Consider the following 25684-nt stretch of genomic DNA (forward strand, 5'->3'; position numbering starts at 1 on the left):
TGGGGGAATAAACGATAAACCGGTTAAGAAGGGATTAACTTTTCGAACTGTAATCAACAATTGAGACCGTGGTGCGGCCATCGCGAGCAAGCTCGCTCCCACAGGGGACCGGTGGGAATACACGTTTTGTGTACACCCTGGATCACTGTGGGAGCGAGCTTGCTCGCGATGATGGCGACTCGGTCTCCCGAGCCGCCCCATCCAGTTACTCCAACGCCGAAGCCGGCCCAAAGAACTCATAACGGCTCTGTTTCTCCGGAACGCCCAAGGCCTTCAAGTGACGCTTGATCGCCGCCATGAACCCCTTAGGCCCCAGGAAATAAGCATCCAGGTCGCGCTGCTCAGGCAACCACTCGCCCAGTTGCTCACGGCTCAACAACCCGACCTTGTCCGCTGCCGGACTCACACCGTCATCTTCCGCATAGCAATAGAAGCGCTTGAGTTGCGGATGACGCTCAGCCAACCCATCGATCCAGTCACGGAAAGCGTGGACGCTACCATTGCGCGCGCAGTGGATGAAATGCACCGGGCGCTCGGTGGCGAGCGCGGCTTCGAGCATCGCCAGTGTCGGCGTGATGCCGACACCGCCGCTGATCAGCACCAGCGGTTTATCGCTGGCTGTCAGGGTGAATTCGCCCGATGGCGGGAATAGTTGGATGCTCGCTCCGACATGCAACTGATCGTGCAAATGATTGGACGCCCGTCCACCGGTTTCACGTTTGACGCTGATGCGGTACTCGCCCTTGTTCGCCAGCGCCGACAGCGAGTAGTTGCGACGAATCTCTTCGCCGTCGAGGATCAGTTTCATGCCGATGTACTGACCTGGCTCTGCTTCAAGAATTGGACCTTTGTCCGCCGGTTCGAAGTAGAACGAGGTGATTTCTGCGCTCTCTTCAACCTTGGCCGTCACGATGAATTCCCGCGCCCCGCGCCAGCCGCCGGGCGCCTGTTCTTTTTGATCGTAGAGGCTGGTTTCGGCGCCGATCAGAATCTCGGCGAGTTGCCCATAAGCCGCGCCCCAGGCCGCAATGACTTCAGGGGTGGCGATTTCTTCACCCAATACTTCGGCGATGGCCCGCAGCAGGCAGGTGCCGACGATCGGGTAGTGTTCCGGCAGGATTTGCAGGGCCACGTGCTTGTTGATGATCTTGGCCACCAAGTCGCCCAACTGATCGAGCTGGTCGATGTGCCGCGCGTACATCAAGACACCGTTGGCCAGCGCGCGCGGCTGATCACCACTGGCCTGGTGGGCCTGGTTGAACAGCGGGCGGACTTCCGGGTATTCGGAGAGCATCATGCGGTAAAAGTGAGTAATCAGCGCTTCGCCGCCGCTTTCCAGCAACGGTACGGTGGATTTGACGATGGCACGGTCTTGAACGCTCAGCATAAGGACGACTCCGGAGCTTGATGTGTATTTCCTTAGGCTTATCAGTTTCTATGCCAAGTATTAAAACTATATAAATCAATAACTTAAAAACATCGTAGTCATATCGACAAATGCTGATTTATAGTCATGTCGACTACACGGAGTCACTATGACTGCAAAATCCCTGCTCACCGCCCTGCTGCCCCTGGTCTCTGACCTGTCCCGCGAACTGCCCGAAGGCGAGCGGTATCGACGCTTGCTCGAAGCCATGCGCGCCCTGCTGCCTTGCGATGCCGCCGCCCTGCTGCGCCTTGATGGCGAATGGTTGGTGCCGCTGGCCGTCGATGGCCTGAGCACGGACACCCTGGGACGGCGCTTCAAAATCAGCGAGCACCCGCGATTCGAGGCCCTGCTCAGCAGCCACGGCCCGACCCGCTTCGCCGCCGACAGCGACTTGCCCGACCCTTACGACGGACTGGTCGAGGGCCTCGACGATCATCTGGAAGTCCACGACTGCATGGGTTGCCCGCTGTTTATCGACGAGCGTCCATGGGGTTTGCTGACCCTCGACGCCCTCGACCCGGAACAATTCGAACCGATCGAACTGGATGCCCTGCAAGCCTTTGCCAGCCTCGCCGCGGCCACGGTCAACGCCGCCGAGCGCATCGAACGGCTGGCCAACCGCGTCGAAGACGAGCACCAGCGCGCCGAGGTTTACCGTCAGGCCAGCGGCCAGCAGAACCGCGAGATGATCGGCCAGAGCAAGACCCACAAACGCTTGGTGGAAGAGATCAACCTGGTAGGCGGCAGTGACCTGACCGTGTTGATCACCGGCGAAACCGGGGTTGGTAAGGAACTGGTTGCGCAGGCGATTCACGCGGCCTCTGCCCGCGCCGACAAACCGATTATCAGCCTCAACTGCGCGGCCCTGCCGGACACTCTGGTGGAGAGCGAGTTGTTCGGCCATGTGCGCGGCGCGTTTACCGGCGCAATGAATGATCGTCGCGGCAAGTTCGAACTGGCCAATGGCGGCACGCTGTTTCTCGATGAGGTCGGCGAGCTGTCACTGACGGTGCAAGCCAAGCTGCTGCGGGTGTTGCAAAGCGGCCAGTTGCAGCGCCTGGGCTCTGACAAGGAACACACGGTGGACGTGCGCCTGATCGCGGCGACCAACCGTGACCTGGCCGAAGAAGTGCGCAATGGTCGCTACCGTGCCGACTTCTACCATCGCTTGAGCGTTTACCCGTTGTTGGTGCCAGCGTTGCGTGATCGTGGACGGGATGTTTTGCTGCTCAGCGGCTTCTTCCTCGAGCAAAACCGCTCGCGCATGGGCCTCAACAGCCTACGCTTGAACAGCGATGCACAGGCTGCCTTGCTGGCCTATAACTGGCCGGGGAACGTGCGGGAGCTGGAGCATTTGATTGGTCGCAGCGCGCTTAAAGCACTGGGCAATTGCAAGGAACGACCGAAGATTCTGAGCTTGAGTGCGGCGGATCTGGATTTGCCTACTGGCAGTATCGAGGTGCTTACCGAACAACCAGCCGTCAGCCCTGTGACTTTGATAGCCGGTGATCTGCGTGAAGCCACCGAGAATTATCAGCGGCAATTGATCAGCGCTTGCCTGGAGCGGCATCACAACAACTGGGCGAGTGCGGCGCGTGAACTGGGTCTGGATCGGGCGAATCTTGGGCGCATGGCCAAAAGGCTGGGGATGAAGTGAGGGCGGCAAACGGTTCATCCGAATTTCTAAAGCCTGCCCACTACAAGTCGATAACCCGTTATCGATAGTTTTTGGCAATCCCGCGATCGCCCATCACCTTTTTCCAGAAGGTACATATGTCTTCCAACAAAGCCCGCGCAGATTCACTTTCGCTTCTGCTGTTTACCTTGCGCAGCGGCAAGCTCATGGCGATCAACCTGCTAAAGGTCAGCGAAATCATCCCTTGCCCGCCACTGACCCGACTGCCGGAGTCGCATCCTCACGTCAAAGGCATCGCCACCCTGCGCGGCGCTTCGTTGTCGGTGATCGACCTGAGCCGTGCCATCGGCGAGCGCCCGCTGGAAGACCCGAACGGTGGCTGCCTGATCGTCACCGATGTCAGTCGCTCCAAGCAGGGCCTGCATGTTCAGGCCGTGAGCAAAATCGTCCACTGCCTGACCACCGACATCCGCCCGCCACCCTTTGGTTCCGGCGGCGTACGCTCGTACATCACCGGCGTGACCTCGGTCGACGGCACGCTGGTGCAAGTGCTGGACATCGAAAAAGTTATCCACGGCATCGCCCCGGCACAGATCGAAACGGCCCCGACCGAACTGAGCATGGAGGACGCTGAAGTCCTGGGCAGCGCGCGCATTCTGGTAGTCGATGACAGCCAGGTCGCCCTGCAACAATCCGTGCACACCCTGCGTAACCTCGGCCTGCAATGCCACACCGCCCGCAGCGCCAAGGAAGCCATCGACTGCCTGCTCGACCTGCAAGGCACGGCCCAGCAGATCAACCTGATCGTCTCGGACATTGAAATGTCGGAGATGGACGGCTACGCCTTCACCCGCACCCTGCGCGAAACCCCGGATTTTTCGCACCTGTACGTGTTGCTGCACACATCGTTGGACAGTGCGATGAACAGCGAGAAAGCGCGGCTGGCCGGGGCTAACGCAGTGCTGACCAAATTCTCTTCGCCCGAACTGACCAAATGCCTGATCGAAGCGGCCCGGGCTGTCTCTGAACAAGGTCACTGAGTCGTGGCTGAAGATTTTTGCTTCTTGATGCGGCGCAACCTCGCCGAGGTGGTGCCGGCGATCACCTGGCCTGAAAGCATCATCCTCAGCCAATACCGCCCTGAATTAGCTGCAGCCGTTCATCACCTGATGGAACTGGGTTACCAGGACGGTGGCGGCCGCATGCCGGCACTGGAGGTGTGGCAACAGCGGTTTGAAACCGACCCCGAGTACGATCCTGACCTGTGTTTCATTGCGCTGGATGACGACGGTATCGTCGGTGTCTGCCAGTGCTGGACCAGCGCCTACATCAAGAACCTGGTGGTACACCCGCGGGCGCAACGGCTCGGTCTAGGCCGCGCATTGTTGCTGCAGGCGTTTCGCGTGTTTCAACAACGTCGGGAAGGCTTTGTGGATTTGAAGGTATTGGAAGACAACCTTCGTGCGCGGCGATTGTATGAAAGTGCCGGGATGTATGTGGTCCGCCGGGAACCGGTTCCAGTTTGACCCGCGCCGTCAAACCTTGAGGCATACTCGGCCCTACAAGCCCAACGGATGCCCGATCAATGAAAGCCGCAACGCTGACCATCCTCTGCCTCACCGCCCTCGTCTCCCAGGCCCAAGCTTCCAGCTCCGACGCCTGGGCCGCCTACGACAAAGCAGTCCTCACCAGTTGTACAAAAGCCAGCGGCCTGAAAAACGCCAAGCCGGTCGGCAACGCCGCGCAGTTTGATGACCGGGTCGGCTACACCGCGCTCCTGATGCAAGGCCAATACCCGCAAAAACACATGAAAGGCCAGCAAGGCACCGAGCTGTGCCTGTTCGACAAGAAAACAAAAACCGCCTACGTGACCGAATGGGACTCCATTCGCCCGACCGCCAAGGCCCAGTGAATGGCGCATAACTTGCTTCATCGCTGAGCTGCGCGGTGACATTCTGTCGCCGTTTCTTGCCCACACATGCAACCCGGCGATCAATGAACACAACGTTTTCCTGCGTAGGTTGCGGCAAGTGCTGCACCGACCACCACGTCCCCTTGACCCTGGCGGAAGCCCGCCTGTGGGCGGCCGATGGCGGTCAAGTGATCGTGCTGGTCGAGGGCTTTCTGGGTAACGGCCTGGGCCTGCCGATGCAGCAACGCGAACACGCCGAACGCCGTTCGGTGAGGGTGCGAAGCGGCGCGTCCGAGGCGTATGTGGCGATCACCTTTGCCGCCTATAACGTCGGTCCCTGCCGGAATCTTGACGAAGACAACCGCTGCGCAATCTACGAGCGCCGACCGCTGGTATGCCGCATCTACCCGGCGGAAATCAACCCGCACATCCTGCTGAACACAGCGATCAAGGAGTGTCCGCCCGAGTCTTGGGAGCAGGGTCCGGATCTGATCATCGGCGGAAAGTTGGTGGATCAGCAATTGGCCGAATTGATCCAGCGCTCTCGCCAGGCGGATCGCGATGACATTCAAGCCAAGGACGCAATTTGCGGGTTGTTGGGGATTCGCACGACAGCGCTGAAGGGCGATGGCTTTACCGCTTATCTGCCGGACATGACCGCGTTTGCCACCGTCATTGATGAGGTGTCAGCGCAACCGCTGGCGGCGCCGGAGAGTGACTGGTTGTTTCATGTGTCGGGGGATGACGTTGCCGCGCAGATGCAGGCGGCGGGTGCGCAACTGGTGACTGAAGCACCGGTGAACTATGCGTTTATTTCGTTGCGGGCGGCTTGATCCAAAGGATGAGTTGCCTGTTATGACCCCTTCGCGAGCAAGCCCGCTCCCACATTGGATCGTCGACATACACAACATCTGTGTCAGATGGAGATCCAATGTGGGAGTGGGCCTGCTCGCGATGACGGCAGATCAGACACCGCTCAAGTCAAAACTCAGCGCTTTCCCATCGACCGACGCGTACCCGGAGGCGCCGCCCCAGGTGTCTTGGTATGGCCATTTTTCGCGCCGTTCTTGTACCAAGGCTGGCTGGCGGTCTTCGCGGCAGCCAGATCACCCGGTTTGAACGGGAACTTGAACGCCGGGATTGCGGCTTTGGTTTCGCTGTCTGCGCTGGAGTCGACGCTGTCTGGCAGGTCTGCCTGGTCGTCGCTCAAAGCGTCGGCAACCGGCGGTTGTGTCGGGGAAGTCATGAAAGCTCCGGGTGATGCACATAAGTCGGGCCCGGTCAGCGAGCCGCGAAAGGCGGCAGTATACCTGTGTCGAGAGCTGCAAGCCTCACGCCGCGCGTGAGTCCGTCGGGTTTTGTGTTGACTGACCCACCGCTATCGCGAGCAAGCTCGGCTCCCACAGGGATCTATGGTGGAGCCATTTTTTGTACCCTCCACGGAACAATTGTGGGAGCCGAGCTTGCTCGCGATGAACGATAACGCGGTCAACCTGACCGAACGCCATGCATACCCAATCAAGATCCCTCCCAAACTGACAGCCCCGTCAGTTAGCAGTCACCTTCCTGACGGGCTGACAGGGTTATAACGAAGGGTATAAACCTGACAATACCCCAACCTCTCAGCCCGGCGCCCCACTCGCATGCGAATTCAGAAAAAAAACGCCATGATCGCAGGTCTGCTAATAGCCTTGGCAGCGCTGGGCACCTGGTACCTCGTCAAACCGGCCACGGCCAAGCTCGCTGCCCCGACCGCCATTCCGGTGCGCGTGATCAACGTCGTTGAGAAAGACGTGCCACGTTACGTCAGCGGAATCGGTTCGGTGCTGTCGTTGCACAGCGTGGTGGTGCGCCCGCAGATCGACGGCATTCTCACCAAAATCCTGGTCAAGGAGGGCCAATTGGTGAACAAAGGTGATTTGCTGGCCACCATCGACGACCGCTCGATCCGCGCCAGCCTCGATCAGGCCCGCGCCCAACTGGGCGAAAGCCAGGCGCAGTTGCAAGTGGCACTGGTCAACCTCAAGCGCTACAAACTGCTCAGCGTCGACGACGGTGTGTCCAAGCAGACCTACGACCAGCAACAAGCCCTGGTCAACCAGCTCAAAGCCACCGCCCAGGGCAATCAGGCGTCAATCGACGCCGCACAGGTGCAACTCTCCTACACACAGATTCGCTCCCCAGTGACCGGTCGCGTCGGGATTCGTACGGTGGATGAAGGCAACTTCCTGCGCATGACCGATGCCCAGGGCCTGTTCACCGTGACGCAGATCGACCCGATCGCCGTCGAGTTTTCCCTGCCGCAACACATGCTGCCGACCCTGCAAGGTCTGATCGGCGACCCGCAACGCGCCCAAGTGAAAGCCTACATTGGCGCCGATACCGACGGTGAAACCGGCAACCTGCTGGGCGAAGGTCACTTGACCCTGATCGACAACCAAATCAACGCCAATACCGGGACCATCCGCGCCAAGGCCGAATTCAATAACCCCGGACAAAAACTCTGGCCGGGCCTGCTGGTGACGGTAAAAATTCAGACAGCCCTGGAAAAAGATGCGCTGGTGGTGCCGCCTACCGTCGTACAACGGGGTCTCGATCAACACTTCGTGTACCGGGTCAACGGCGACAAAGTGGAAACCGTGACCGTGCAGGTGGTTGCCCAAGGCAGCGGTCAGGACATCATCAAAGGCGTGAAACCGGGCGATGTATTGGTCAGTGATGGCCAGTCGCGGCTCAAGCCGGGGTCGACGGTGCAGGTGATGACCGATCCGCCACAAATGGTGCAATCGGAGTCGAAACCATGAAGGGCCACGGCTCGGTCTCGGCCTGGTGCATCGATCACCCGGTCGCCACCCTCCTGCTGACGTTTGCGCTGGTGCTGCTCGGCGCCATCGCCTTCCCCCGCCTGCCGATTGCGCCGCTGCCGGAAGCTGAATTCCCGACCATTCAGGTGGCCGCGCAATTGCCCGGCGCCAGCCCGGAAACCATGGCGTCGTCGGTGGCCACGCCGCTCGAAGTGCAATTCAGCGCCATTCCCGGCGTGACTCAAATGACATCGAGCAGCGCCTTGGGTTCGACCAACCTGACCTTGCAATTCACCCTCGACAAAAGCATCGACACCGCCGCCCAGGAAGTCCAGGCCGCGATCAACACCGCCGCCGGCAAACTGCCAAAGGACATGCCGACGCTGCCGACCTGGCGCAAGGTCAACCCGGCCGACAGCCCGGTGCTGATCCTCAGCGTCAACTCCACGCAAATGCCCGGCACTGAACTCAGCGACCTGGTGGAAACCCTGCTCTCGCGTCAGATCAGTCAGATCGATGGCGTAGGCCAAATCAACATCACCGGTCAGCAGCGCCCGGCGATTCGCGTTCAAGCCTCGGCGGACAAACTGGCGGCCATCGGTCTGACCCTGGCGGACATCCGTCTGGCGATCCAGAACACCAGCCTCAACCTGGCCAAAGGAGCGTTGTACGGCGAGTCGAGCATTTCCACGCTGTCGACCAACGACCAACTGTTTCACCCCGAGGAATACAGCCAGCTCATCGTTTCCTACAAGGACGGCGCCCCGGTTCACCTGCGGGATGTCGCCAACGTCGTCAACGGTTCGGAAGATGCCTACGTTCAGGCCTGGGCTGGCGACAAGCCCGGGGTGAACCTGGTGATCTCCCGGCAACCCGGCGCGAACATCGTCGAGACGGTGGATCGCATTCAAGCCGCGTTGCCAGCGCTGGAAGCGATGCTCCCCGCCTCGGTGCAGGTCAAGGTACTGGTCGACCGCACTCAGACCATCCGCGCGTCTTTGCATGAAGTGGAAATCACTCTGCTGATCGCGATCATGCTGGTGGTGGCGGTAATGGCGCTGTTCCTGCGCCAATGGTCGGCGACGCTGATTGTGTCCGCGGTGCTGGGCGTTTCGCTGATCGCCAGCTTTGCCCTGATGTACGTCATGGGCTTCAGCCTGAACAACCTGACCCTGGTGGCGATAGTGGTGGCCGTGGGGTTTGTGGTCGACGATGCGATTGTGGTGGTGGAGAACATTCACCGCCACCTCGAGGCCGGCGACGGCATGCGCGAGGCGGCGATCAAGGGTGCCGGCGAGATTGGTTTTACCGTGGTCTCGATCAGTTTCTCGCTGGTGGCGGCGTTCATTCCGCTGCTGTTCATGGGCGGCGTGGTCGGGCGGCTGTTCAAGGAATTTGCCCTGACGGCGACGTCGACGATCATGATCTCGGTGGTGGTGTCGCTGACCCTGGCGCCGACGCTGGCCGCGCTGTTCATGCGGGCGCCGGCGCATCACGCCCACAGCAAACCGACGTTCGGCGAACGCTTGGCGGCCGGCTATGAAAAACTCCTGCGCCGTGCCCTCGCCCATCAGAAGTTGATGATCGGAGTGTTTGGTCTTTCCCTCTGTCTGGCCATCGTCGGTTACGTCTTCATTCCGAAAGGCTTCTTCCCGGTGCAGGACACCGGTTTTGTCCTCGGCACCACCGAAGCTGCCGCCGACATTTCCTACGGCGACATGGTGAAAAAACACTTGGCGATGGCCGAAATCGTCGCAGCGGATCCGGCGGTCGCGGCGTTTTCCCACTCGGTCGGCGTGTCGGGCAGTAACCAGACCATCGCCAACGGCCGCTTCTGGATTTCCTTGAAAAAACGCGGCGACCGCGACGTCTCGGCCAGCCAGTTCATCGACCGGATTCGTCCGCAACTGATGAAAGTCCCGGGCATCGTGTTGTACCTGCGCGCCGGCCAGGACATTAACCTCAGCTCCGGCCCGAGCCGTGCGCAGTACCAATACGTGCTCAAAAGCAACGACGGCGCGACCCTCAGCACCTGGACCCAGCGCCTCACCGAAAAGCTGCGCGGCAACCCGGCGTTCCGCGACATTTCCAACGACCTGCAACTGGGCGGCAGCATCACGCACATCAGTATCGACCGCAGCGCCGCGGCGCGTTTCGGTTTGACCGCCAGTGATGTCGACGAAGCGCTGTACGATGCGTTTGGCCAGCGCCAAGTCAATGAATTCCAGACTCAGATCAACCAGTACAACGTGATTCTGGAACTGGACACCCAGCAACGCGGCAAGGCCGAAAGCCTCAGCTATTTCTATCTGCGCTCGCCCCTGAGCGGGGAAATGGTACCGCTGTCGGCGCTGGCCAAATTTGACGCGCCGACGGTGGGTCCATTGTCCATAGCCCATGACGGCATGTTCCCGGCCGCCAACTTGTCGTTCAACCTCGCGCCCGGCGTGGCGTTGGGCGACGCAGTGATCATGCTCAACCAGGCCAAGGCCGACATCGGCATGCCAGCCGCCATGAGCGGCAATTTCCAGGGCGCAGCCCAGGCGTTCCAGAGTTCACTCGCCAGCCAGCCGTGGCTTATTCTGGCGGCGCTGGTGGCGGTATACATCATTCTCGGCGTGCTCTACGAGAGCTTCGTGCATCCGCTGACCATCATCTCGACACTGCCGTCGGCAGGGCTCGGGGCGGTGATCATGCTGTGGATCTGCGGCCAGGACTTTTCGATCATGGCACTGATCGGGCTGGTGCTGCTGATCGGCATCGTGAAGAAGAACGGCATCCTGATGATCGACTTCGCGCTGGACGCCCAGCGCAACCGTGGCTTGCCACCGGAAGAAGCGATCTTCCAGGCCTGTATCACGCGGTTCCGGCCGATCATCATGACCACCCTCGCCGCGCTGCTCGGCGCACTGCCGCTGATGCTCGGCTACGGGACCGGCGCCGAACTGCGCCAGCCACTGGGTATCGCGGTAGTCGGCGGCTTGCTGGTGAGCCAGGCGCTGACGCTGTTCACCACTCCGGTCATATACTTGTGGCTTGAGCGGCTATTTCACAGGCCCAAACCTTCGCCGGTACCGGTGTTGGCGACCACAGACTGAGGCGGGGTCATGCGCGTTCTGATTATCGAAGACGAAGAAAAAACCGCGGACTATTTGCACCGCGGCCTGACGGAACAGGGGTACACCGTGGACGTGGCGCGCGATGGCGTAGAAGGCCTGCACCTGGCGCTGGAAAGTGACTACGCGGTGATCGTCCTCGACGTCATGCTGCCGGGCCTCGACGGCTTCGGCGTACTGCGTGCGTTGCGTGCGCGCAAGCAAACCCCGGTGATCATGCTCACCGCCCGCGAGCGCGTCGAAGATCGCATCAAAGGCCTGCGCGATGGTGCCGACGATTACCTTGGCAAGCCGTTTTCCTTCCTTGAACTGGTGGCGCGCCTTCAAGCGCTGACCCGGCGCAGCGGCGGCCACGAACCGGTGCAAGTCAGCATCGCCGACCTGTGGATAGATTTGATCAGCCGTAAAGCGACCCGCGCCGGCACACGGCTGGACCTGACCGCCAAAGAATTTTCGCTGCTGAGCGTGTTGGCCCGTCGGCAAGGCGAAATCCTCTCGAAAACGGCGATTGCCGAAATGGTCTGGGACATCAATTTCGACAGTGACGCCAACGTTGTCGAAGTCGCGATCAAGCGTCTGCGGGCCAAGCTCGACGGGCCGTTCGACGAGAAACTGCTGCACACGATTCGTGGCATGGGTTATGTGCTGGAGAGCCGTGGTGTCCAGTAACTCCATCGCACTGCGCCTGAGCGGGATGTTTACGCTGGTGGCGCTGTTGGTGTTTTTGTTGATCGGCTGGGCGTTGTATCAGCAGGTCGACAAGGGCCTGGGTCTGTTGCCCGAAGCCGAGCTGGATGCGCGCTACAGCGTGCTTGAATCCACGGTCGGCCGTTACGGCACGCCCGAGCACTGGGTGAAGATCAATAACAAGCTCAAGCTGCTTGGCGAGGAAGACAAGCGCATCAGTTTCTGGATTATCAGCGGCGATCCGCACTTCGAATATGGCAACCCGACACCGCAGATCCGCGCCTTCGCCGAAGGCCCGCTGGGCATGCGCGACTTGCAGTTGCCGGATAATCCCTACCCGCTGAAAGTGCTGGTGAGCCAGTTCCCGGCCAAGGATCAACGCCCACCGCTGCGCTTCATGATCGGCATCGACACCGAAACGTTTTTCGAGACTCAGCATCACCTGCTGATCGCGCTGATCAGCCTGGCGATTGTCGGCGTGTTGCTGGCGTCTGCGTTGGGGTATTGGGTGGCGCGCATTGGCCTCAAGCCGTTGATCAAGTTGTCCCAGGAAGCCCAGCGCCTGGCGCCGCCGCTGCGTTCCGGACGCTTGCGCTTATCGTCGTTGCCGCCGGAGTTGAATCAGTTCGTCAATTCGTTCAACTCCACGCTGGAGCGGGTTGAACAAGCCTATTCACGGCTGGAATCGTTCAACGCCGACGTCGCCCATGAATTGCGCTCGCCGCTGACCAACCTGATCGGACAGACCCAGGTCGCGCTGACACGCGGGCGCTCGGCCGAACACTATTTTGAAGTGTTGCAATCCAACCTCGAAGAACTGGAGCGACTGCGCTCAATCATCAACGACATGCTGTTCCTCGCCAGCGCGGATCAGGGCAGCAAGGCCACCAAGCTGACGTCCACTTCCCTCGCCGAAGAAGTGGCAACGACGCTGGAGTACCTGGATTTCATTCTTGAAGATGCGCAGGTTCAGGTGCAGGTCAGCGGTGATGCGCAGGTGCGGATCGAGATTGCGCATCTGCGCCGGGCGTTGATCAATTTGCTGAGCAATGCGGTGCAGCACACCGGGCCCGGGCAGGTGATTCAAGTACGGATCGAGGTCGAGGAGCATCAAGTGAGCATTGGTGTCGCCAACCCTGGATCGCCGATTGCCAGCGAGCATTTACCGCGGTTGTTTGAGCGGTTTTACCGGGTGGATGCCTCGCGCAGCAACAGCGGAAATAACCATGGCTTGGGACTGGCGATCGTCAAGGCGATTGCGCTGATGCATGGCGGCGATGTGTTTGTGCGCAGCGATCACGGCATGAATACCTTCGGCATTCACCTTCCCGTTTAGCCCGCCCAATTCCCTGTGGCGAGGGGGCTTGCCCCCGTTCCAGTGCGCAGCACTGGCGCTTTTTCACACACGCTACAAGAAGGGGTTGCTTCGCAGCCCAACGGGGCGGTGCGGCGTTCCGACAAGCCCCCTCGCCACAGCAAGCCCTCGCACAAAAAACCGTCCACTTACCAAGAGTACTGTTGCTTCTGGCGCAACAGTCCTTTCTTCGATGGGCTCTGTTTCCCAGCGGCCAAGATCCTTATCTTTGCCCGCACCAAACAGCACTTGCCAAGCAAGAAGGTCTAATAGATGTCCAACATTACGGGTATTGCCAGCGCTTTCGTTTTGTCCTCATTGTTTCTGTCTCCGTTCGCAATCGCGGAAGAGTCGCAGACGTTCGTCGCGCAAAATGCCGCACGCGCCGCCGCCTACGATCAGAGCGAAATGACGGCCAAGGCTCAAGACGCCGCGCAAACCCCACAAGCGTCCACTTCTGCCACCCAGCAACGGGTTGAGAAAGACAGCTGACTCATCGAACACCTGTTTCCCTCGACGCTTTTCATCGGCTCTTCCCTTTGAAAAGTTGTCTTCAAAGCCGCTGCTATCAGCGGCTTTTTTTCGTTGGGGCTAACGCAAGTGCGTTCACGTTCAATGTCTTCTAAGCTTGAATAAGTAAAGGCCAGCGTGTTTTGCTGGCCTTTTTTATGCTCTCCAAGCAGACAACCGCCCCATGCCCGTGAGCCACCCTCAACACCTTTCAGGCAAGACCGGTCGACCCGAGCTCATGGTGATGCTTGGCAGCTTGCTGACGGTAATCGCGATTCTGAGCATCGTTGCCTACCTGCTGATCCGTGAACACGCCAACGCCCAACAGGCGGCCACCCGCAGCGCGACCACTATTGCGCAGTTGATCGACGCTGACGTACTGCGCACCGTCGAGCTCTATGATTTGACCCTGCAAGGCCTGATTGCGGCCTCACAACGGGAGGACCTGAAACAGGTTTCACCACAGATTCGCCATCTGGTGCTGTTCGACCGTTCCACCACCGCGCGCTTCAAGGGCGACATTCTGTTGCTGAATAAGCAGGGCGAAGTGCTCGCCGACTCATCGCTGATCGAACCCAAACCCGGCAATTTTGCCGACCGCGACTATTTCCTCGCCCATGCGTTTAACAGCGACACCGGCATGTTCATCAGCCGGCCGTTCAAGCCTCGCTGCGACTGCGACGACAGCGAGGAATGGCGGATCAGCTTCAGCCGCCGCATCTCCTCGTCCACTGGCGAGTTTCTCGGCGTCGCCGTAGCGTCGATGCGTCTCGCGTACTTCGAACAGTTGTTCAACAGCCTGGACATTGGCAACGGCAGCACCCTGAGCATCATCAATGACGACGGCATTCTGCTCGCGCAAAAGCCTCACCTGATCAACGACCCCATCGGCAAGAATTTCGCCAGTCGGCCCAACGTCATGCGCATCCTGCGGGAGGGCACGGGCAGCTTCGACAGCGTGTCGAGCGTCGATCATGAACAGCGCTTGTACACCTTTTCCAGGGTCGGCAACTTACCGTTGACGGTCATCGTCGCGCTCTCCGGCAACGAGGTGTTCGCCACCTGGAAGCGCACTGCGTTGGTGATCAGCGGTGCGACCGGTGTGTTGTGTATCGGGCTGCTCTGGCTGACCTGGTTGCTGTGCCGCGAACTTCGCCTGCGCCATCACGCCGAACAGGAACTGGCGCTGTTGGCCGCCACAGATGCCTTGACGGGTGTTGCCAACCGGCGAACCCTGGACCAAACGCTGCGCCATGAGTGGTTTCGTGCCCAACGCTCCGGCAAACCGCTGTCGCTGCTGATGGTCGACGCCGACCACTTCAAGGCGTTCAACGATCGCCATGGCCATCAGGGTGGCGACGATGCGTTGCGGGCGGTGGCCAAGGTGATCTGCGCCAATGTACGGCGTCCCGGGGACTTGGTGGCACGGTACGGCGGAGAGGAGTTTTCGGTGATCCTGGCGGAAACGGACAATGCGGGGGCCCGGCAGATTGCCGAGAAAATCCGCGTGGCGGTAGAGCAGATGCCGTTTGTGGCGGGCGCTGAAACACCGATTACTGTCAGTATCGGGATCAGTACCTGGACGACGGAAAAGGAAATCAGTCTGGAGCAGTTGCTGTTTGCGGCGGACAAGGCGCTGTATCAGGCCAAGGAAGGCGGGCGCAATCGGGTGGTGGCTACGCAGTGAGAACGTGGGAACGATCAGCCATAAAAAAAGGCCACCCGAAGGCAGCCTTTAAAAACTAGAGAGGTTTTTTGCTTACACGGCCGCGACGGGACGCATGTAAGAGATCGGTGCAGTGCTGGCGTCTTCGAAAGTCACGACTTCCCAAGCATCTGTCTGCTCAATCAACTTGCGCAGCAGCTGGTTGTTCAATGCATGTCCGGACTTGAAGCCCTTGAACTCACCAATCAGGCTATTGCCCAGCAGGTAGAGGTCACCAATTGCATCGAGGATTTTGTGCTTCACGAATTCGTCTTCATAGCGAAGGCCGTCTTCGTTCAGTACACCATCCGCGTCGACCACAATAGCGTTTTCAACACTGCCGCCGAGTGCGAGGTTGTGCTTGCGCAGGTACTCGATGTCACTCATGAAACCAAAGGTACGGGCGCGGCTGACTTCTTTTACGAACGAAGTGCTGGAAAAATCCACGCTTGCACTTTGTGTGCGGTCACGGAAAACCGGGTGATCGAAATCGATCTCGAAACTCACCTTGAAACCTTCGAAAGGGACGAAAGTGGCGCGCTTGTCGCCGTCTTCCACTGTCACTTCCCGCAGGATCCGGATGAATTTCTTGGCTGCGTCCTGTTCTTCCAGGCCGGCCGATTGAATCAGGAATACGAAAGGTCCAGCGCTACCATCCATGATCGGTACTTCGGACGCGGAGAGCTCGACGTAGGCGTTATCGATGCCCAGGCCAGCCATGGCCGAGAGCAAGTGCTCCACCGTGTCCACTTTGACGTCACCGTTAACCAATGTGGTCGACATAGTGGTTTCGCCAACGTTTTCTGCGCGAGCAGGAATCTGCACCACAGGATCGAGGTCAGCACGACAAAACACGATGCCGGTGTCGATAGGCGCGGGCTTGAGGGTCAGGTATACCTTCTCCCCGGAGTGCAGGCCTACACCTGTGGCACGGATAATATTTTTCAGTGTGCGTTGTTTAATCATGGCTTGGGCCGCTTCAGCGCAAATTGCGAACTGGTATCAACAAAGGCTGGCGATGATAGCAGACCAGACCTTTGCTGAACACCAATCAACTTCATAGCCCTGATACATTCCATCAATCAGCCTGACGACGCAAGAATGCCGGGATGTCCAGGTAGTCCAGATCATCTTGCGGATTCATCTTCGCGGCAGTCGCAGCACCGGCCTGAGCCTGGTTGCGCATGACGGTCGGACGGTCCAGGTCACGGTAGTTCACCGCTGGCTGATCCTGACGAGCGGGCGCCGATTGTTGCGGCTGGGAAGCCATCGAGGTGTGAACGGTGTTGTCGATGACCTTCACAGGCTTCTCGATTTTCGCGCCCAGACCGGTAGCAACCACCGTCACGTGCAACTCGTCGCGCATGTCCGGATCGATAACGGTACCGACCTTGACCATGGCGTGCTCGGAAGCGAAGGCTTCGATGATGCTACCCACGTCGGAGTACTCACCCAGGGACAGGTCAGGACCGGCGGTGATGTTCACCAGAATGCCGCGTGCACCTTGCAGGTTCACGTCTTCGAGCAACGGGTTGCGAATGGCCGCTTCGGTGGCCTCGCGTGCACGGTTCGGACCGCTGGCGCAGCCAGTGCCCATCATCGCCATGCCCATTTCGCTCATCACGGTACGGACGTCGGCGAAGTCGACGTTGATCATGCCCGGACGCTTGATGATGTCGGAGATACCGCGAACGGCACCGGCCAGTACATCGTCAGCCTTGGCGAATGCGGACAGCAGGCTTGCGTCCTTGCCAAGGATGGTCAGCAGCTTCTCGTTGGGGATGGTGATCAACGAGTCGACGCTTTCGGACAGCAGACGGATGCCTTCGTCGGCGATCTGCATGCGCTTGCGACCTTCGAACGGGAACGGACGAGTCACCACCGCAACGGTGAGGATCCCCATTTCCTTGGCCACTTCAGCAATGATTGGCGCCGCACCGGTACCGGTACCGCCGCCCATGCCGGTGGTGATAAACACCATGTTGGTGCCCTGCAGGACTTCGGCAATGCGCTCACGGTCTTCGAGAGCGGCCTGACGACCTACTTCAGGGTTGGCGCCGGCGCCCAGACCTTTGGTCACACCGGTACCCAGTTGCAGGATGGTACGCGCGCCGATGGATTTCAGCGCCTGGGCATCAGTGTTGGCGCAGATGAATTCAACGCCTTCAATGTTGCTCTTGACCATGTGGTTGACAGCGTTGCCGCCGCCTCCGCCAACACCGATAACTTTAATAACCGGGCTTGCGGGGATGTTGTCTACGAGTTCGAACATTTTCCCTCTCCTTTACATTCTCTAGTTTTTTCGCCTACTGCCTGTATCTACAACGGTGCTGCGATAAATCTTTAGAAGTTGCCTTGTACCCAGCTCTTGATGCGATCGAGCAAGGCGGCTTTCGGTTCTTCATTGCTGTAGCTGTCACGGCTGCTGATGCCCGAGAACGAAATCCCGTCGGACTGCTTTTGCAGGCCGTACATCAACAGGCCAACGCCGGTGGAATAAATCGGGTTGCGGACCACATCGTCCAGGCCCTTGACGCCATGCGGCACGCCCAGGCGGACCGGCATGTGGAAAATCTCTTCGGCCAGTTCGGTGGCGCCTTCCATTTTCGACGTACCGCCAGTCAGCACGATGCCGGCCGGGATCAGGTCTTCGTAGCCGCTGCGACGCAGTTCGGCCTGGATCAGCGTGAACAGCTCGTCGTAACGCGGCTCGACCACTTCGGCCAGGGCCTGACGGGACAGCTCGCGCGGCGGACGGTCGCCAACACTTGGGACCTTGATGGTTTCGCCGGCACCGGCCAGCTTGGCCAGGGCGCAGGCGTAGCGAATCTTGATTTCTTCGGCGTACTGGGTCGGGGTACGCAACGCCATGGCGATGTCGTTGGTCACCTGATCGCCCGCAATCGGGATCACCGCGGTGTGGCGTATGGCGCCTTCGGTGAAGATCGCGATGTCGGTGGTGCCACCGCCGATGTCCACCAGGCACACGCCCAGCTCTTTCTCGTCGTCGGTCAGCACAGAGTAGGCCGAGGCCAGTTGCTCAAGAATGATGTCGTCGATTTCCAGGCCGCAGCGACGCACGCATTTTTCAATGTTCTGTGCAGCGTTGACGGCGCAGGTAACCACGTGAACCTTGGCTTCCAGACGTACGCCAGACATGCCCAGTGGCTCACGAACGCCTTCCTGGTTATCGATCACGTAATCCTGTGGCAAGGTGTGCAGCACGCGCTGGTCAGCCGGGATCGCCACAGCCTGGGCAGCGTCGAGGACGCGCTCAAGGTCGGCCGCGCTGACTTCGCGATCACGAATCGCCACGATGCCGTGGGAGTTCAGGCTGCGGATGTGATTGCCGGCCACGCCGACAAACGCCGAGTGAATGCGGCAACCGGCCATCAGCTGCGCTTCTTCGATAGCGCGCTGGATCGACTGAACGGTGGACTCGATGTTCACCACCACGCCTTTCTTCAGGCCACGGGACGGATGAGTACCGATCCCGACGATTTCCAGCGTGCCGTCGTCCGAGACCTCGCCGACCAGCGCCACCACCTTGGAGGTGCCGATATCGAGACCGACGATCATTTTGCCGCTTTGCACGTTTGCCATGGGTCCTGCCTCTTCTTAATTCTTCGCGACAGCGGGTTGGGCTATCGTGGGCGCTACAGGTTCCCGCCAGCCAACAGCGAGGCCGTTGGCGTAGCGCAGATCGATGCGCGCAATGTTCGTAATCTGTTCTTTGAGCGTCTTGTCATAGATGGCAATGAAACGGCGCATCTTCTCCACCAGGTTGCCGCGCCCCAACAGCAGTTCGATCCCCGGACCGGCACTGCCGGCACCAGTGGTCAGGAACCAGCTGCCGCGTTCTCGCAACTCCAGGCGTGCAATCGAGAAGCCCAGCGGCCTGAGCATCTGGCTCAGCACCTGGTATTGCTGCATGACCTGCTGTTGAGCCCGTTGGGGGCCGAACAGCTGTGGCAAGTGTTCGTAGTTCGCCAGCTCACGCGGGGTGAATGCCTGGCCCTGGTTGTTCAACAGCGATTCATCGCCCCAACGGGCCACCGGCAGTTGTTCTTCCAGGCGGATCACCACTTGATCCGGCCACACCCGACGCACTTCGGCGTGGGCGATCCATGGCATCGTTTCAAGCTCGGTGCGCATGCTCTCCAGGTCGATGGTGAAGAAACTCGACGCCACGTACGGGGCGATCCGCTGCTGCACGGCTTGCTGGCTGATGTAACTCAAGTCGCCCTGCACGTTGATCTTGGTGATCGGGCGGTCGGCGTACGGCAGCAACCGTTGCGCCCCTTCGTAAGTGCCAAACCCCAGCGCAACCAACAGCACCGGCCAGAACAACGCTTTGAGAAAACCAAAATTGGCTTTCGGCAGGCGCATCGACATCGGCTCTTTCGCCACCATTCGGCTGGCACCCCGTGGCACCGGCTTGCGGCCGGGAGCTGGGGGTGGCTGATGTCTTAGCTGCGCGCCTTGCATGGTCTTACCCTCGCGGCTCGTTATTGCCGGCAATGCTGGCGGCTAAAATCGCCAGAACCAGTTGCTGGAAATCCAGACCGGCGGCACGGGCCGCCATCGGTACCAGGCTGTGATCTGTCATGCCCGGCGCGGTGTTCACTTCCAGGAACCAGAACTGCCCATCGGCGTCCTGCATCACGTCTGCCCTGCCCCAACCGGCGATACCCAGCGCCTCGCAGGCTTTCGCCGTGAGGTCCATGAGTTCCTTTTCCTTGGTACTGTCCAGCCCGCACGGAATGCGGTACTGGGTATCGTTGGCGATGTACTTGGCGTCGTAGTCGTAGAAGCTGTGCGTCGTGCCCAGGGCAATCGGAGGCAACACCTGGTCACGCAGGGTGGCGATGGTGAACTCCGGACCGTGAATCCATTGCTCGACCAACACTTGCGAATCGTAGGTACTGGCCGCTTTCCAGGCGTCGATCAACTCGGACGCAGAACTCACTTTGGCCATACCGATACTTGAACCTTCATGCGCCGGTTTGACGATCAAAGGGAAGCCCAGTTCCGTCGCTGCCGAAATACAATCGGCCTCGCTGCTCAAGACGGCGTGACGCGGCGTCGGAATACCCAGGCTGTGCCAGACCTGCTTGGTGCGCAGTTTGTCCATGGCCAGCGCGGAGGCAAGAATGCCGCTGCCGGTATACGGAATGCCCAGGCATTCGAGCAGGCCCTGCATGCTGCCGTCTTCACCGCCACGACCGTGGAGGATAACGAAGGCGCGGTCGATCTTTTCGTTGAGCAAACGCTGCAACAGGTCATCACCGACGTCGAGACCGAATGCGTCCACACCGGCACTTTGCAATGCCGCGAGAACCGCGTTACCGGACTTCAGCGAAACCTCACGCTCGGCACTCTTGCCGCCGAACAGCACGGCGACGCGGCCGAAATCCTTTGGCGCGACGGTGGAGACGAGGTTGGCGTAAGCAGCAGTCATTTCAACTTCCCCACGGCAGGCGCAGCAACGGCACCGGCGAACAACGGACTGTTCAACAGTTTTGGCGCCAGACCACCGATATCACCGGCGCCTTGGCACAGCAGGATGTCGCCGGCACGCAGCAACGGCTTGACCAGCGGCGCGAGGTCGACACCGCGCTCGATGTAGATCGGGTCCAACTGACCGCGCTGACGAATGCTGTTGCACAACTTGCGACTGTCAGCGCCCGGGATCGGCTCTTCGCCAGCCGGATACACTTCCATCAACAGCAAGACGTTGGCGTCGGCCAGGACATTGACGAAATCGTCGTACAGGTCGCGGGTGCGGCTGTAACGGTGCGGCTGGTAAACCATCACCAGACGGCGCTCCGGCCAGCCACCGCGTACGGCCTTGATCACCGCGGCGACTTCGGTCGGGTGGTGACCGTAGTCGTCGACCAGCATCACGTGGCCGTCTTCGACCGGCAGCTCGCCGTAGACCTGGAAGCGTCGACCAACGCCCTGGAACCCGGACAGGCCCTGAACGATGGCTTCATCGCTGACGCCCTCGTCAGAAGCGATGCAGATGGTCGCCAGCGCATTCAATACGTTGTGGTTGCCCGGCATGTTCACGGAAACATCCAGCGGCTCGCGCTCAGGGCGCAGCACGGTGAAGAAGGTCTGCATGCCTTGCTGACGCACATTGATCGCGCGCACGTCGCAGTCATCGCCGAAGCCGTAGGTAACGGTCGGGCGCTTGACCAGCGGAAGGATTTCACGCACCACCGGATCGTCCAGGCACACCACCGCCAGACCGTAGAACGGCAGGTTGTGGAGGAACTCGACGAAGGTTTTCTTCAGTTTGTTGAAGTCACCGTCGTAGGTCGCCATGTGGTCGGCGTCGATGTTGGTGACCACGGCCACCAGTGGCTGCAAGTGCAGGAAACTGGCGTCGCTTTCGTCGGCTTCGGCGATCAGGTAACGGCTGGTGCCGAGCTGGGCATTGGTGCCCGCTGCATTCAGTCGGCCACCGATGACGAACGTCGGGTCCAGGCCACCGGCCGCGAACACCGAGGCGATCAGGCTGGTGGTGGTGGTTTTACCGTGGGTACCGGCGACGGCGATGCCGTGGCGGTAGCGCATCAGCTCGGCCAGCATCTCGGCACGCGGTACCACCGGGATACGGCGCTCCAGCGCTGTCGCGACTTCCGGGTTGGAGGTATTGACGGCGCTCGACACCACCAGCACATCGGCAGCGGCAGCGTTTTCGGCGCGGTGGCCGATAAAGATCTGCGCGCCGAAAGATTCCAGGCGCTCGGTGACCGGCGAAGCCTTCAGGTCGGAACCGGACACGTCATAGCCCAGGTTCAACAACACTTCAGCAATCCCGCACATGCCCACACCGCCGATGCCGACGAAGTGGATTTTACGGATGCGGCGCATTTCCGGTTGCGGCATGGCTTTCTGATTCTCAACCATGGGCCACCTCCAGGCAGGTATCGACTACGTTACGGGTGGCATCGGGTTTGGCAAGGCGGCGGGCGGCCGTGGCCATATCGTTGAGTCGTTGTGGTTGCATCAGGACCTCTGTCAGGCGAGCGGCAAGATCCGCTGCGCCAGTCGTTCTTTGCGGCATCAGGAAGGCAGCGCCTTCACGGGCCAAATAATCGGCGTTGCGGGTCTGGTGATCGTCGATCGCGTGGGGCAAAGGCACCAGCATCGAGGGCAGACCGGCGGCGGCCAGCTCACTGATGGTCAACGCGCCTGCACGGCACACCACCAGGTCGGCCCAGCCATAGGCTTGGGCCATGTCTTTGATGAAAGGCTGCACTTGCGCCTCGACGCCAGCCGCGCGGTAGCGCTCTGCAGTCACTTCATCGTGGTTTTTACCGGCCTGATGAAACACTTCCGGACGCAGGTCAGGGGCGACTTGCGACAGGGCTTCAGGCAGCAATTTGTTCAACGGTTCTGCGCCCAGGCTTCCACCCAGGATCAGCAAACGCGCCTTGCGACCGGCCAGGGCTGGTCGTGCTGTTTCGAGGAACAGCTCGGGGCGCACCGGATTACCGGTGGTCCGACGGCTGTCCGACAGGGTAAAGGTGTCGGGGAACGCTTCACAGACTCGAGCGGCCAACGGCACCAGCAACCGATTGGCGGTACCGGCCACGGCGTTCTGTTCGTGAACGATCACTGGCACACCGGCCAGTTTGGCGGCAACGCCGCCAGGGCCGGTCACGTAACCACCGAAGCCGACCACGCACACTGGCCGCAGCTGACGAATGATCGCCCGCGCCTGCCAGACAGATTTGAGCAACATGAACGGCGCCTTGAGCAGGGACAATTTGCCCTTGCCGCGCAAGCCGCTGGCGTTGATCCGATGCAGTTCGATACCGGCCATCGGCACCAGGTCGTTCTCAATGCCGCGCGGCGTCCCGAGCCAATGCACGGTGTAACCACGGGCCTGGAATTCGCGAGCGCAAGCCAGTGCCGGGAACACGTGGCCCCCGGTGCCGCCCGCCATGATCAATACGTTAGCGCCCATGGGGTGGCTCCTCGGCGAAGTCACTCTCATGGAACTCCATCTCTTCACTGCCCAGGTGCGTTCGACTTTCCCACTCGATGCGCAGCAACAAGCCAAGACAGGCACCGCAAATCACCAACGAACTGCCGCCATAACTGAGGAACGGCAGGGTCAGGCCTTTGGTCGGCAGCAGGCCGACGTTCACGCCGATGTTGATCAGGAACTGACCAATCCACAGGAACGACAGACCGTAAGCAATGTAGGCAGCGAAGAACTGCTTGGCCTTCTCGGCCCAATAACCGATGTACATGCCACGAATACAGACAAAGACGAACAGCGCCACGGTGCACAACGAGCCCACGGCCCCCAGCTCTTCAGCCAGCACCGAGAACACGAAGTCAGTGTGGGCTTCCGGCAGGTAGAACTGTTTCTGCACGCTGTTGCCCAGGCCAACACCCAGCCATTCGCCGCGACCAAACGCGATCAATGCCTGAGACAATTGGTAACCGGCACCAAACTGGTCGGCCCATGGGTCGGCAAAGTTGGTCAGGCGCGCCATTCGATACGGCTGCACTTGAATCAACAACACCACCGCCGCGACGGCCAGGACCACCATCAAGGAAAACCGGAACAGCCCGACCCCGCCCAGGAACAGCATGGCCGCCGCCGCCCCCATCATCACGACGGTGGCACCGAAGTCCGGTTCCATCAACAACAGACCGGCCATTGGCAGCAGCACGATGAACGGCTTGAAGAAGCCCATCCAGCTTTCGCGCACTTCTTTCTGGCGACGCACCAGATAGCCGGCGAGGTAGATCACCACGAACACCTTGGCGATCTCGGAAGGCTGAACGTTGAAGAAACTGAAACCGATCCAGCGCATCGAACCGTTCACTTCACGGCCGATCCCGGGAATGATCACCATCACCAGCAGACCGAATGCCCCCAGCAGCATCAGCCAGCCCAGGCGTTGCCAGGTGGCGATCGGAATCATCATGGTGATGACGCAGGCACCCAGGCCAAGGACGATGTAGATAAGGTGGCGGATCATGTAATACAGGGCACTGCCCGATTGCACTGCGGCCACTTCGGTCGAGGCCGATGCAATCATGACCAGCCCCAGGCCGATCAAGGCCAGGCAACCGGCGAGCATCGGGAAGTCGAGGTCGACCCCGCGCCCGGTGATGATCGGCGACGGATAAGGCTTGATGATGTTTCTCAGGCTCATGCCAGTTCCTCCACGGCTTGGACGAACTGGTGACCACGGTCTTCGTAGTTCTTGAACATGTCGAAACTGGCGCAGGCCGGCGACAGCAGCACCACGTCACCGGGGTGGGCAGCCGCGCGGCATTGCTCCACGGCCTCAACCAGCGAACCGACGCGGATCAGCGGCACGGCATCGCCGAGGGCCTGGCCGATCTTGTCGGAGTCACGCCCCATCAGAATCACGGCGCGGCAATTGGCAGCCACCGGATCACGCAGGTCATTGAACTCGGCCCCCTTGCCGTCGCCACCGGCGATCAGCACGATCTTGCCGTCGATGTCCGCGCCCAAACCTTCGATGGCCGCCAGGGCCGCACCGACGTTGGTGGCTTTGGAGTCGTTGTAGTAGCCGACACCGTCCAGATCACGTACCCATTGGCAGCGATGCTCGAGACCGGCAAAGGTGCGCAGGGCCGTGAGCATGGCGTCGAATGGTAGACCGACCGCATGGCCCAGCGCCAAGGCTGCGAGGGCGTTGGACTGGTTATGGGCGCCACGAATTTTCAACTCGCGCACCGGCATCAGGTTCTGGAATTCGAAGGCCAGGAACTTCTCGCCGTCTTCTTCGCGAATACCGAAGGCCTTGAAATCAGGTTTGCTCAAACCGAAGGTCCAGCACGGCTGGCCCTCGCCCATCAACGGACGGCTCAGGGCGTCCTGACGGTTGACCACAAACTGTCTGGCACCACGGAAGATCCGGTGCTTGGCCAGGTGATAGGCCGGCAGACCGCTGTAACGGTCCATGTGGTCTTCGCTGACGTTAAGCACGGTCGCTACTTCGGCGTTCAGTTGATCGGTGGTTTCCAGCTGGAAGCTCGACAACTCCATGACGTACAGCTCGATGTCATCGCTGAGCAGGTCCAGTGCCGGCGTGCCGAGGTTGCCACCGACGGCCACACGCTTGCCCGCCGCAGCGGCCATGTCGCCAACCAGGGTGGTGACGGTGCTTTTCGCGTTGGAACCGCTGATGGCGACAATCGGCGCCTTAGCGTTACGCGCGAACAGTTCGATGTCACCGGACAACTTCACGCCACGGGCGGCGGCAGCCTGCAGGGCCGGGGTCGCCAGCGCCAGGCCGGGGCTCACGTAGAGCTCGTCGGCACGGCACAGGAACTCGACGTCCAGCTCGCCACAACGCACTTCCACGTGCGGATAGTCACGCTTGAGCGTGGCCAGTTCCGGTGGATTTTCCCGCGTATCGGCCACAGCAAACGACGTGCCCCGGTTCGCCAGGAAGCGAACCAGGGACATGCCGCTCTTGCCGAGGCCGACAACGATGCGGAAGTGGTCAGAAGCGATCAGAGACAC

22 protein-coding genes are annotated in these 25684 nt (G+C 60.4%); 11 read left to right on the top strand and 11 right to left on the bottom strand.

All coding sequences use genetic code 11. The features are described from left to right. Positions 1 to 205: 205 nt before the first annotated feature. Complete coding sequence (gene hmpA, locus NL116_RS25925; RefSeq protein ID WP_494374635.1) at positions 206 to 1387, bottom strand: NO-inducible flavohemoprotein; 1182 nt, start codon at positions 1385 to 1387, stop codon at positions 206 to 208. Positions 1388 to 1535: 148 nt separating this feature from the next. On the opposite strand from hmpA, the gene norR reads away from it, so the two are divergent. From norR to NL116_RS25950, 5 genes are all read left to right on the top strand, one after another. Next, a complete protein-coding gene (norR, locus tag NL116_RS25930) occupies positions 1536 to 3086 on the top strand; it encodes a nitric oxide reductase transcriptional regulator NorR (protein WP_494374636.1) in 1551 nt (516 codons plus the stop codon). 116 nt (positions 3087 to 3202) lie between these two features. After that, on the top strand, positions 3203 to 4105 hold the full coding sequence (locus tag NL116_RS25935; RefSeq protein WP_494374637.1) for a chemotaxis protein CheV: 903 nt from the start codon (positions 3203 to 3205) through the stop codon (positions 4103 to 4105). A gap of 27 nt (positions 4106 to 4132) precedes the next feature. After that, positions 4133 to 4591, top strand: coding sequence for a GNAT family N-acetyltransferase (locus NL116_RS25940; RefSeq protein ID WP_494378134.1), 459 nt, complete (start codon positions 4133 to 4135; stop codon positions 4589 to 4591). A gap of 59 nt (positions 4592 to 4650) precedes the next feature. Then, positions 4651 to 4977, top strand: a complete 327-nt coding sequence (locus NL116_RS25945; RefSeq protein WP_494374638.1) for a hypothetical protein — start codon at positions 4651 to 4653, stop codon at positions 4975 to 4977. A gap of 83 nt (positions 4978 to 5060) precedes the next feature. Then, complete coding sequence (locus NL116_RS25950; RefSeq protein ID WP_494374639.1) at positions 5061 to 5810, top strand: YkgJ family cysteine cluster protein; 750 nt, start codon at positions 5061 to 5063, stop codon at positions 5808 to 5810. 155 nt (positions 5811 to 5965) lie between these two features. On the opposite strand, the gene NL116_RS25955 is transcribed toward NL116_RS25950, so the two are convergent. Next, positions 5966 to 6223 carry a hypothetical protein gene (locus NL116_RS25955; protein WP_407011684.1) on the bottom strand — a complete coding sequence of 86 codons (258 nt, stop codon included), beginning with the start codon at positions 6221 to 6223 and terminating at the stop codon, positions 5966 to 5968. Between the two features lie 397 nt (positions 6224 to 6620). On the opposite strand from NL116_RS25955, the gene NL116_RS25960 reads away from it, so the two are divergent. The 6 genes from NL116_RS25960 (at position 6621) to NL116_RS25985 (ending at position 15135) form a co-directional block, all read left to right on the top strand. Beyond that, positions 6621 to 7781 carry an efflux RND transporter periplasmic adaptor subunit gene (locus NL116_RS25960; protein ID WP_494374640.1) on the top strand — a complete coding sequence of 387 codons (1161 nt, stop codon included), beginning with the start codon at positions 6621 to 6623 and terminating at the stop codon, positions 7779 to 7781. After that, entirely contained in the window at positions 7778 to 10879 is a 3102-nt protein-coding gene (locus tag NL116_RS25965) for a multidrug efflux RND transporter permease subunit (protein ID WP_494374641.1), read from the top strand. Before NL116_RS25960 ends, NL116_RS25965 begins: the two co-directional genes overlap by 4 nt. Before the next feature lie 9 nt (positions 10880 to 10888). Next, positions 10889 to 11566: a heavy metal response regulator transcription factor gene (locus NL116_RS25970; RefSeq protein WP_007943491.1), complete on the top strand. Its 678-nt coding sequence runs from the start codon at positions 10889 to 10891 to the stop codon at positions 11564 to 11566. Further along, on the top strand, positions 11556 to 12920 hold the full coding sequence (locus NL116_RS25975; protein WP_494374642.1) for a heavy metal sensor histidine kinase: 1365 nt from the start codon (positions 11556 to 11558) through the stop codon (positions 12918 to 12920). The genes NL116_RS25970 and NL116_RS25975 overlap by 11 nt, the downstream gene beginning before the upstream one ends. Positions 12921 to 13211: 291 nt before the next feature. After that, on the top strand, positions 13212 to 13430 hold the full coding sequence (locus NL116_RS25980; RefSeq protein WP_059182184.1) for a hypothetical protein: 219 nt from the start codon (positions 13212 to 13214) through the stop codon (positions 13428 to 13430). Between the two features lie 256 nt (positions 13431 to 13686). Further along, positions 13687 to 15135, top strand: a complete 1449-nt coding sequence (locus NL116_RS25985) for a GGDEF domain-containing protein (RefSeq protein ID WP_494378135.1) — start codon at positions 13687 to 13689, stop codon at positions 15133 to 15135. Between the two features lie 72 nt (positions 15136 to 15207). On the opposite strand, the gene lpxC is transcribed toward NL116_RS25985, so the two are convergent. The 9 genes from lpxC to murD all read right to left on the bottom strand — a co-directional run bounded on the left by lpxC (position 15208) and on the right by murD (position 25684). Beyond that, on the bottom strand, positions 15208 to 16119 hold the full coding sequence (gene lpxC / locus NL116_RS25990) for a UDP-3-O-acyl-N-acetylglucosamine deacetylase (protein WP_008060300.1): 912 nt from the start codon (positions 16117 to 16119) through the stop codon (positions 15208 to 15210). A 112-nt stretch (positions 16120 to 16231) separates the two neighbouring features. After that, positions 16232 to 17425 carry a cell division protein FtsZ gene (ftsZ, locus tag NL116_RS25995; RefSeq protein WP_494374643.1) on the bottom strand — a complete coding sequence of 398 codons (1194 nt, stop codon included), beginning with the start codon at positions 17423 to 17425 and terminating at the stop codon, positions 16232 to 16234. Positions 17426 to 17496: 71 nt separating this feature from the next. Then, on the bottom strand, positions 17497 to 18756 hold the full coding sequence (gene ftsA, locus NL116_RS26000) for a cell division protein FtsA (protein WP_427630006.1): 1260 nt from the start codon (positions 18754 to 18756) through the stop codon (positions 17497 to 17499). Positions 18757 to 18771: 15 nt separating this feature from the next. Then, a complete protein-coding gene (locus NL116_RS26005) occupies positions 18772 to 19641 on the bottom strand; it encodes a cell division protein FtsQ/DivIB (protein ID WP_494374644.1) in 870 nt (289 codons plus the stop codon). A gap of 4 nt (positions 19642 to 19645) precedes the next feature. Next, a complete protein-coding gene (locus tag NL116_RS26010) occupies positions 19646 to 20614 on the bottom strand; it encodes a D-alanine--D-alanine ligase (RefSeq protein ID WP_494374645.1) in 969 nt (322 codons plus the stop codon). Then, the gene (murC, locus tag NL116_RS26015) at positions 20611 to 22071 is read right to left on the bottom strand and encodes a UDP-N-acetylmuramate--L-alanine ligase (RefSeq protein WP_494374646.1); all 1461 of its coding nucleotides are present in this window, start codon (positions 22069 to 22071) and stop codon (positions 20611 to 20613) included. The genes NL116_RS26010 and murC overlap by 4 nt, the downstream gene beginning before the upstream one ends. Continuing rightward, on the bottom strand, positions 22064 to 23134 hold the full coding sequence (gene murG, locus NL116_RS26020) for an undecaprenyldiphospho-muramoylpentapeptide beta-N-acetylglucosaminyltransferase (protein WP_494374647.1): 1071 nt from the start codon (positions 23132 to 23134) through the stop codon (positions 22064 to 22066). Before murG ends, murC begins: the two co-directional genes overlap by 8 nt. Further along, positions 23124 to 24341, bottom strand: a complete 1218-nt coding sequence (gene ftsW / locus NL116_RS26025; protein ID WP_027922690.1) for a putative lipid II flippase FtsW — start codon at positions 24339 to 24341, stop codon at positions 23124 to 23126. The genes murG and ftsW overlap by 11 nt, the downstream gene beginning before the upstream one ends. Beyond that, positions 24338 to 25684 (bottom strand): UDP-N-acetylmuramoyl-L-alanine--D-glutamate ligase, encoded by a 1347-nt coding sequence (gene murD / locus NL116_RS26030; protein ID WP_494374648.1) that lies wholly within the window; start codon positions 25682 to 25684, stop codon positions 24338 to 24340. The genes ftsW and murD overlap by 4 nt, the downstream gene beginning before the upstream one ends.

This window comes from Pseudomonas sp. FBCC-B1667 (genome assembly GCF_059133255.1).

Bases quoted from the DNA above. Each gene is read 5' to 3' on its own strand.
- murG (WP_494374647.1), bottom strand. From the start codon at position 23,134: ATGGGCGCTAACGTATTGATCATGGCGGGCGGCACCGGGGGCCACGTG.
- NL116_RS25965 (WP_494374641.1), top strand. From the start codon at position 7,778: ATGAAGGGCCACGGCTCGGTCTCGGCCTGGTGCATCGATCACCCGGTC.
- NL116_RS25935 (WP_494374637.1), top strand. From the start codon at position 3,203: ATGTCTTCCAACAAAGCCCGCGCAGATTCACTTTCGCTTCTGCTGTTT.
- NL116_RS25980 (WP_059182184.1), top strand. From the start codon at position 13,212: ATGTCCAACATTACGGGTATTGCCAGCGCTTTCGTTTTGTCCTCATTG.
- NL116_RS26005 (WP_494374644.1), bottom strand. From the start codon at position 19,641: ATGCAAGGCGCGCAGCTAAGACATCAGCCACCCCCAGCTCCCGGCCGC.
- hmpA (WP_494374635.1), bottom strand. From the start codon at position 1,387: ATGCTGAGCGTTCAAGACCGTGCCATCGTCAAATCCACCGTACCGTTG.
- ftsW (WP_027922690.1), bottom strand. From the start codon at position 24,341: ATGAGCCTGAGAAACATCATCAAGCCTTATCCGTCGCCGATCATCACC.
- NL116_RS26010 (WP_494374645.1), bottom strand. From the start codon at position 20,614: ATGACTGCTGCTTACGCCAACCTCGTCTCCACCGTCGCGCCAAAGGAT.
- murC (WP_494374646.1), bottom strand. From the start codon at position 22,071: ATGGTTGAGAATCAGAAAGCCATGCCGCAACCGGAAATGCGCCGCATC.
- norR (WP_494374636.1), top strand. From the start codon at position 1,536: ATGACTGCAAAATCCCTGCTCACCGCCCTGCTGCCCCTGGTCTCTGAC.
- NL116_RS25940 (WP_494378134.1), top strand. From the start codon at position 4,133: ATGCGGCGCAACCTCGCCGAGGTGGTGCCGGCGATCACCTGGCCTGAA.
- NL116_RS25945 (WP_494374638.1), top strand. From the start codon at position 4,651: ATGAAAGCCGCAACGCTGACCATCCTCTGCCTCACCGCCCTCGTCTCC.
- NL116_RS25985 (WP_494378135.1), top strand. From the start codon at position 13,687: ATGGTGATGCTTGGCAGCTTGCTGACGGTAATCGCGATTCTGAGCATC.
- NL116_RS25955 (WP_407011684.1), bottom strand. From the start codon at position 6,223: ATGACTTCCCCGACACAACCGCCGGTTGCCGACGCTTTGAGCGACGAC.
- ftsA (WP_427630006.1), bottom strand. From the start codon at position 18,756: ATGGCAAACGTGCAAAGCGGCAAAATGATCGTCGGTCTCGATATCGGC.
- NL116_RS25960 (WP_494374640.1), top strand. From the start codon at position 6,621: ATGCGAATTCAGAAAAAAAACGCCATGATCGCAGGTCTGCTAATAGCC.
- ftsZ (WP_494374643.1), bottom strand. From the start codon at position 17,425: ATGTTCGAACTCGTAGACAACATCCCCGCAAGCCCGGTTATTAAAGTT.
- lpxC (WP_008060300.1), bottom strand. From the start codon at position 16,119: ATGATTAAACAACGCACACTGAAAAATATTATCCGTGCCACAGGTGTA.
- NL116_RS25970 (WP_007943491.1), top strand. From the start codon at position 10,889: ATGCGCGTTCTGATTATCGAAGACGAAGAAAAAACCGCGGACTATTTG.
- NL116_RS25950 (WP_494374639.1), top strand. From the start codon at position 5,061: ATGAACACAACGTTTTCCTGCGTAGGTTGCGGCAAGTGCTGCACCGAC.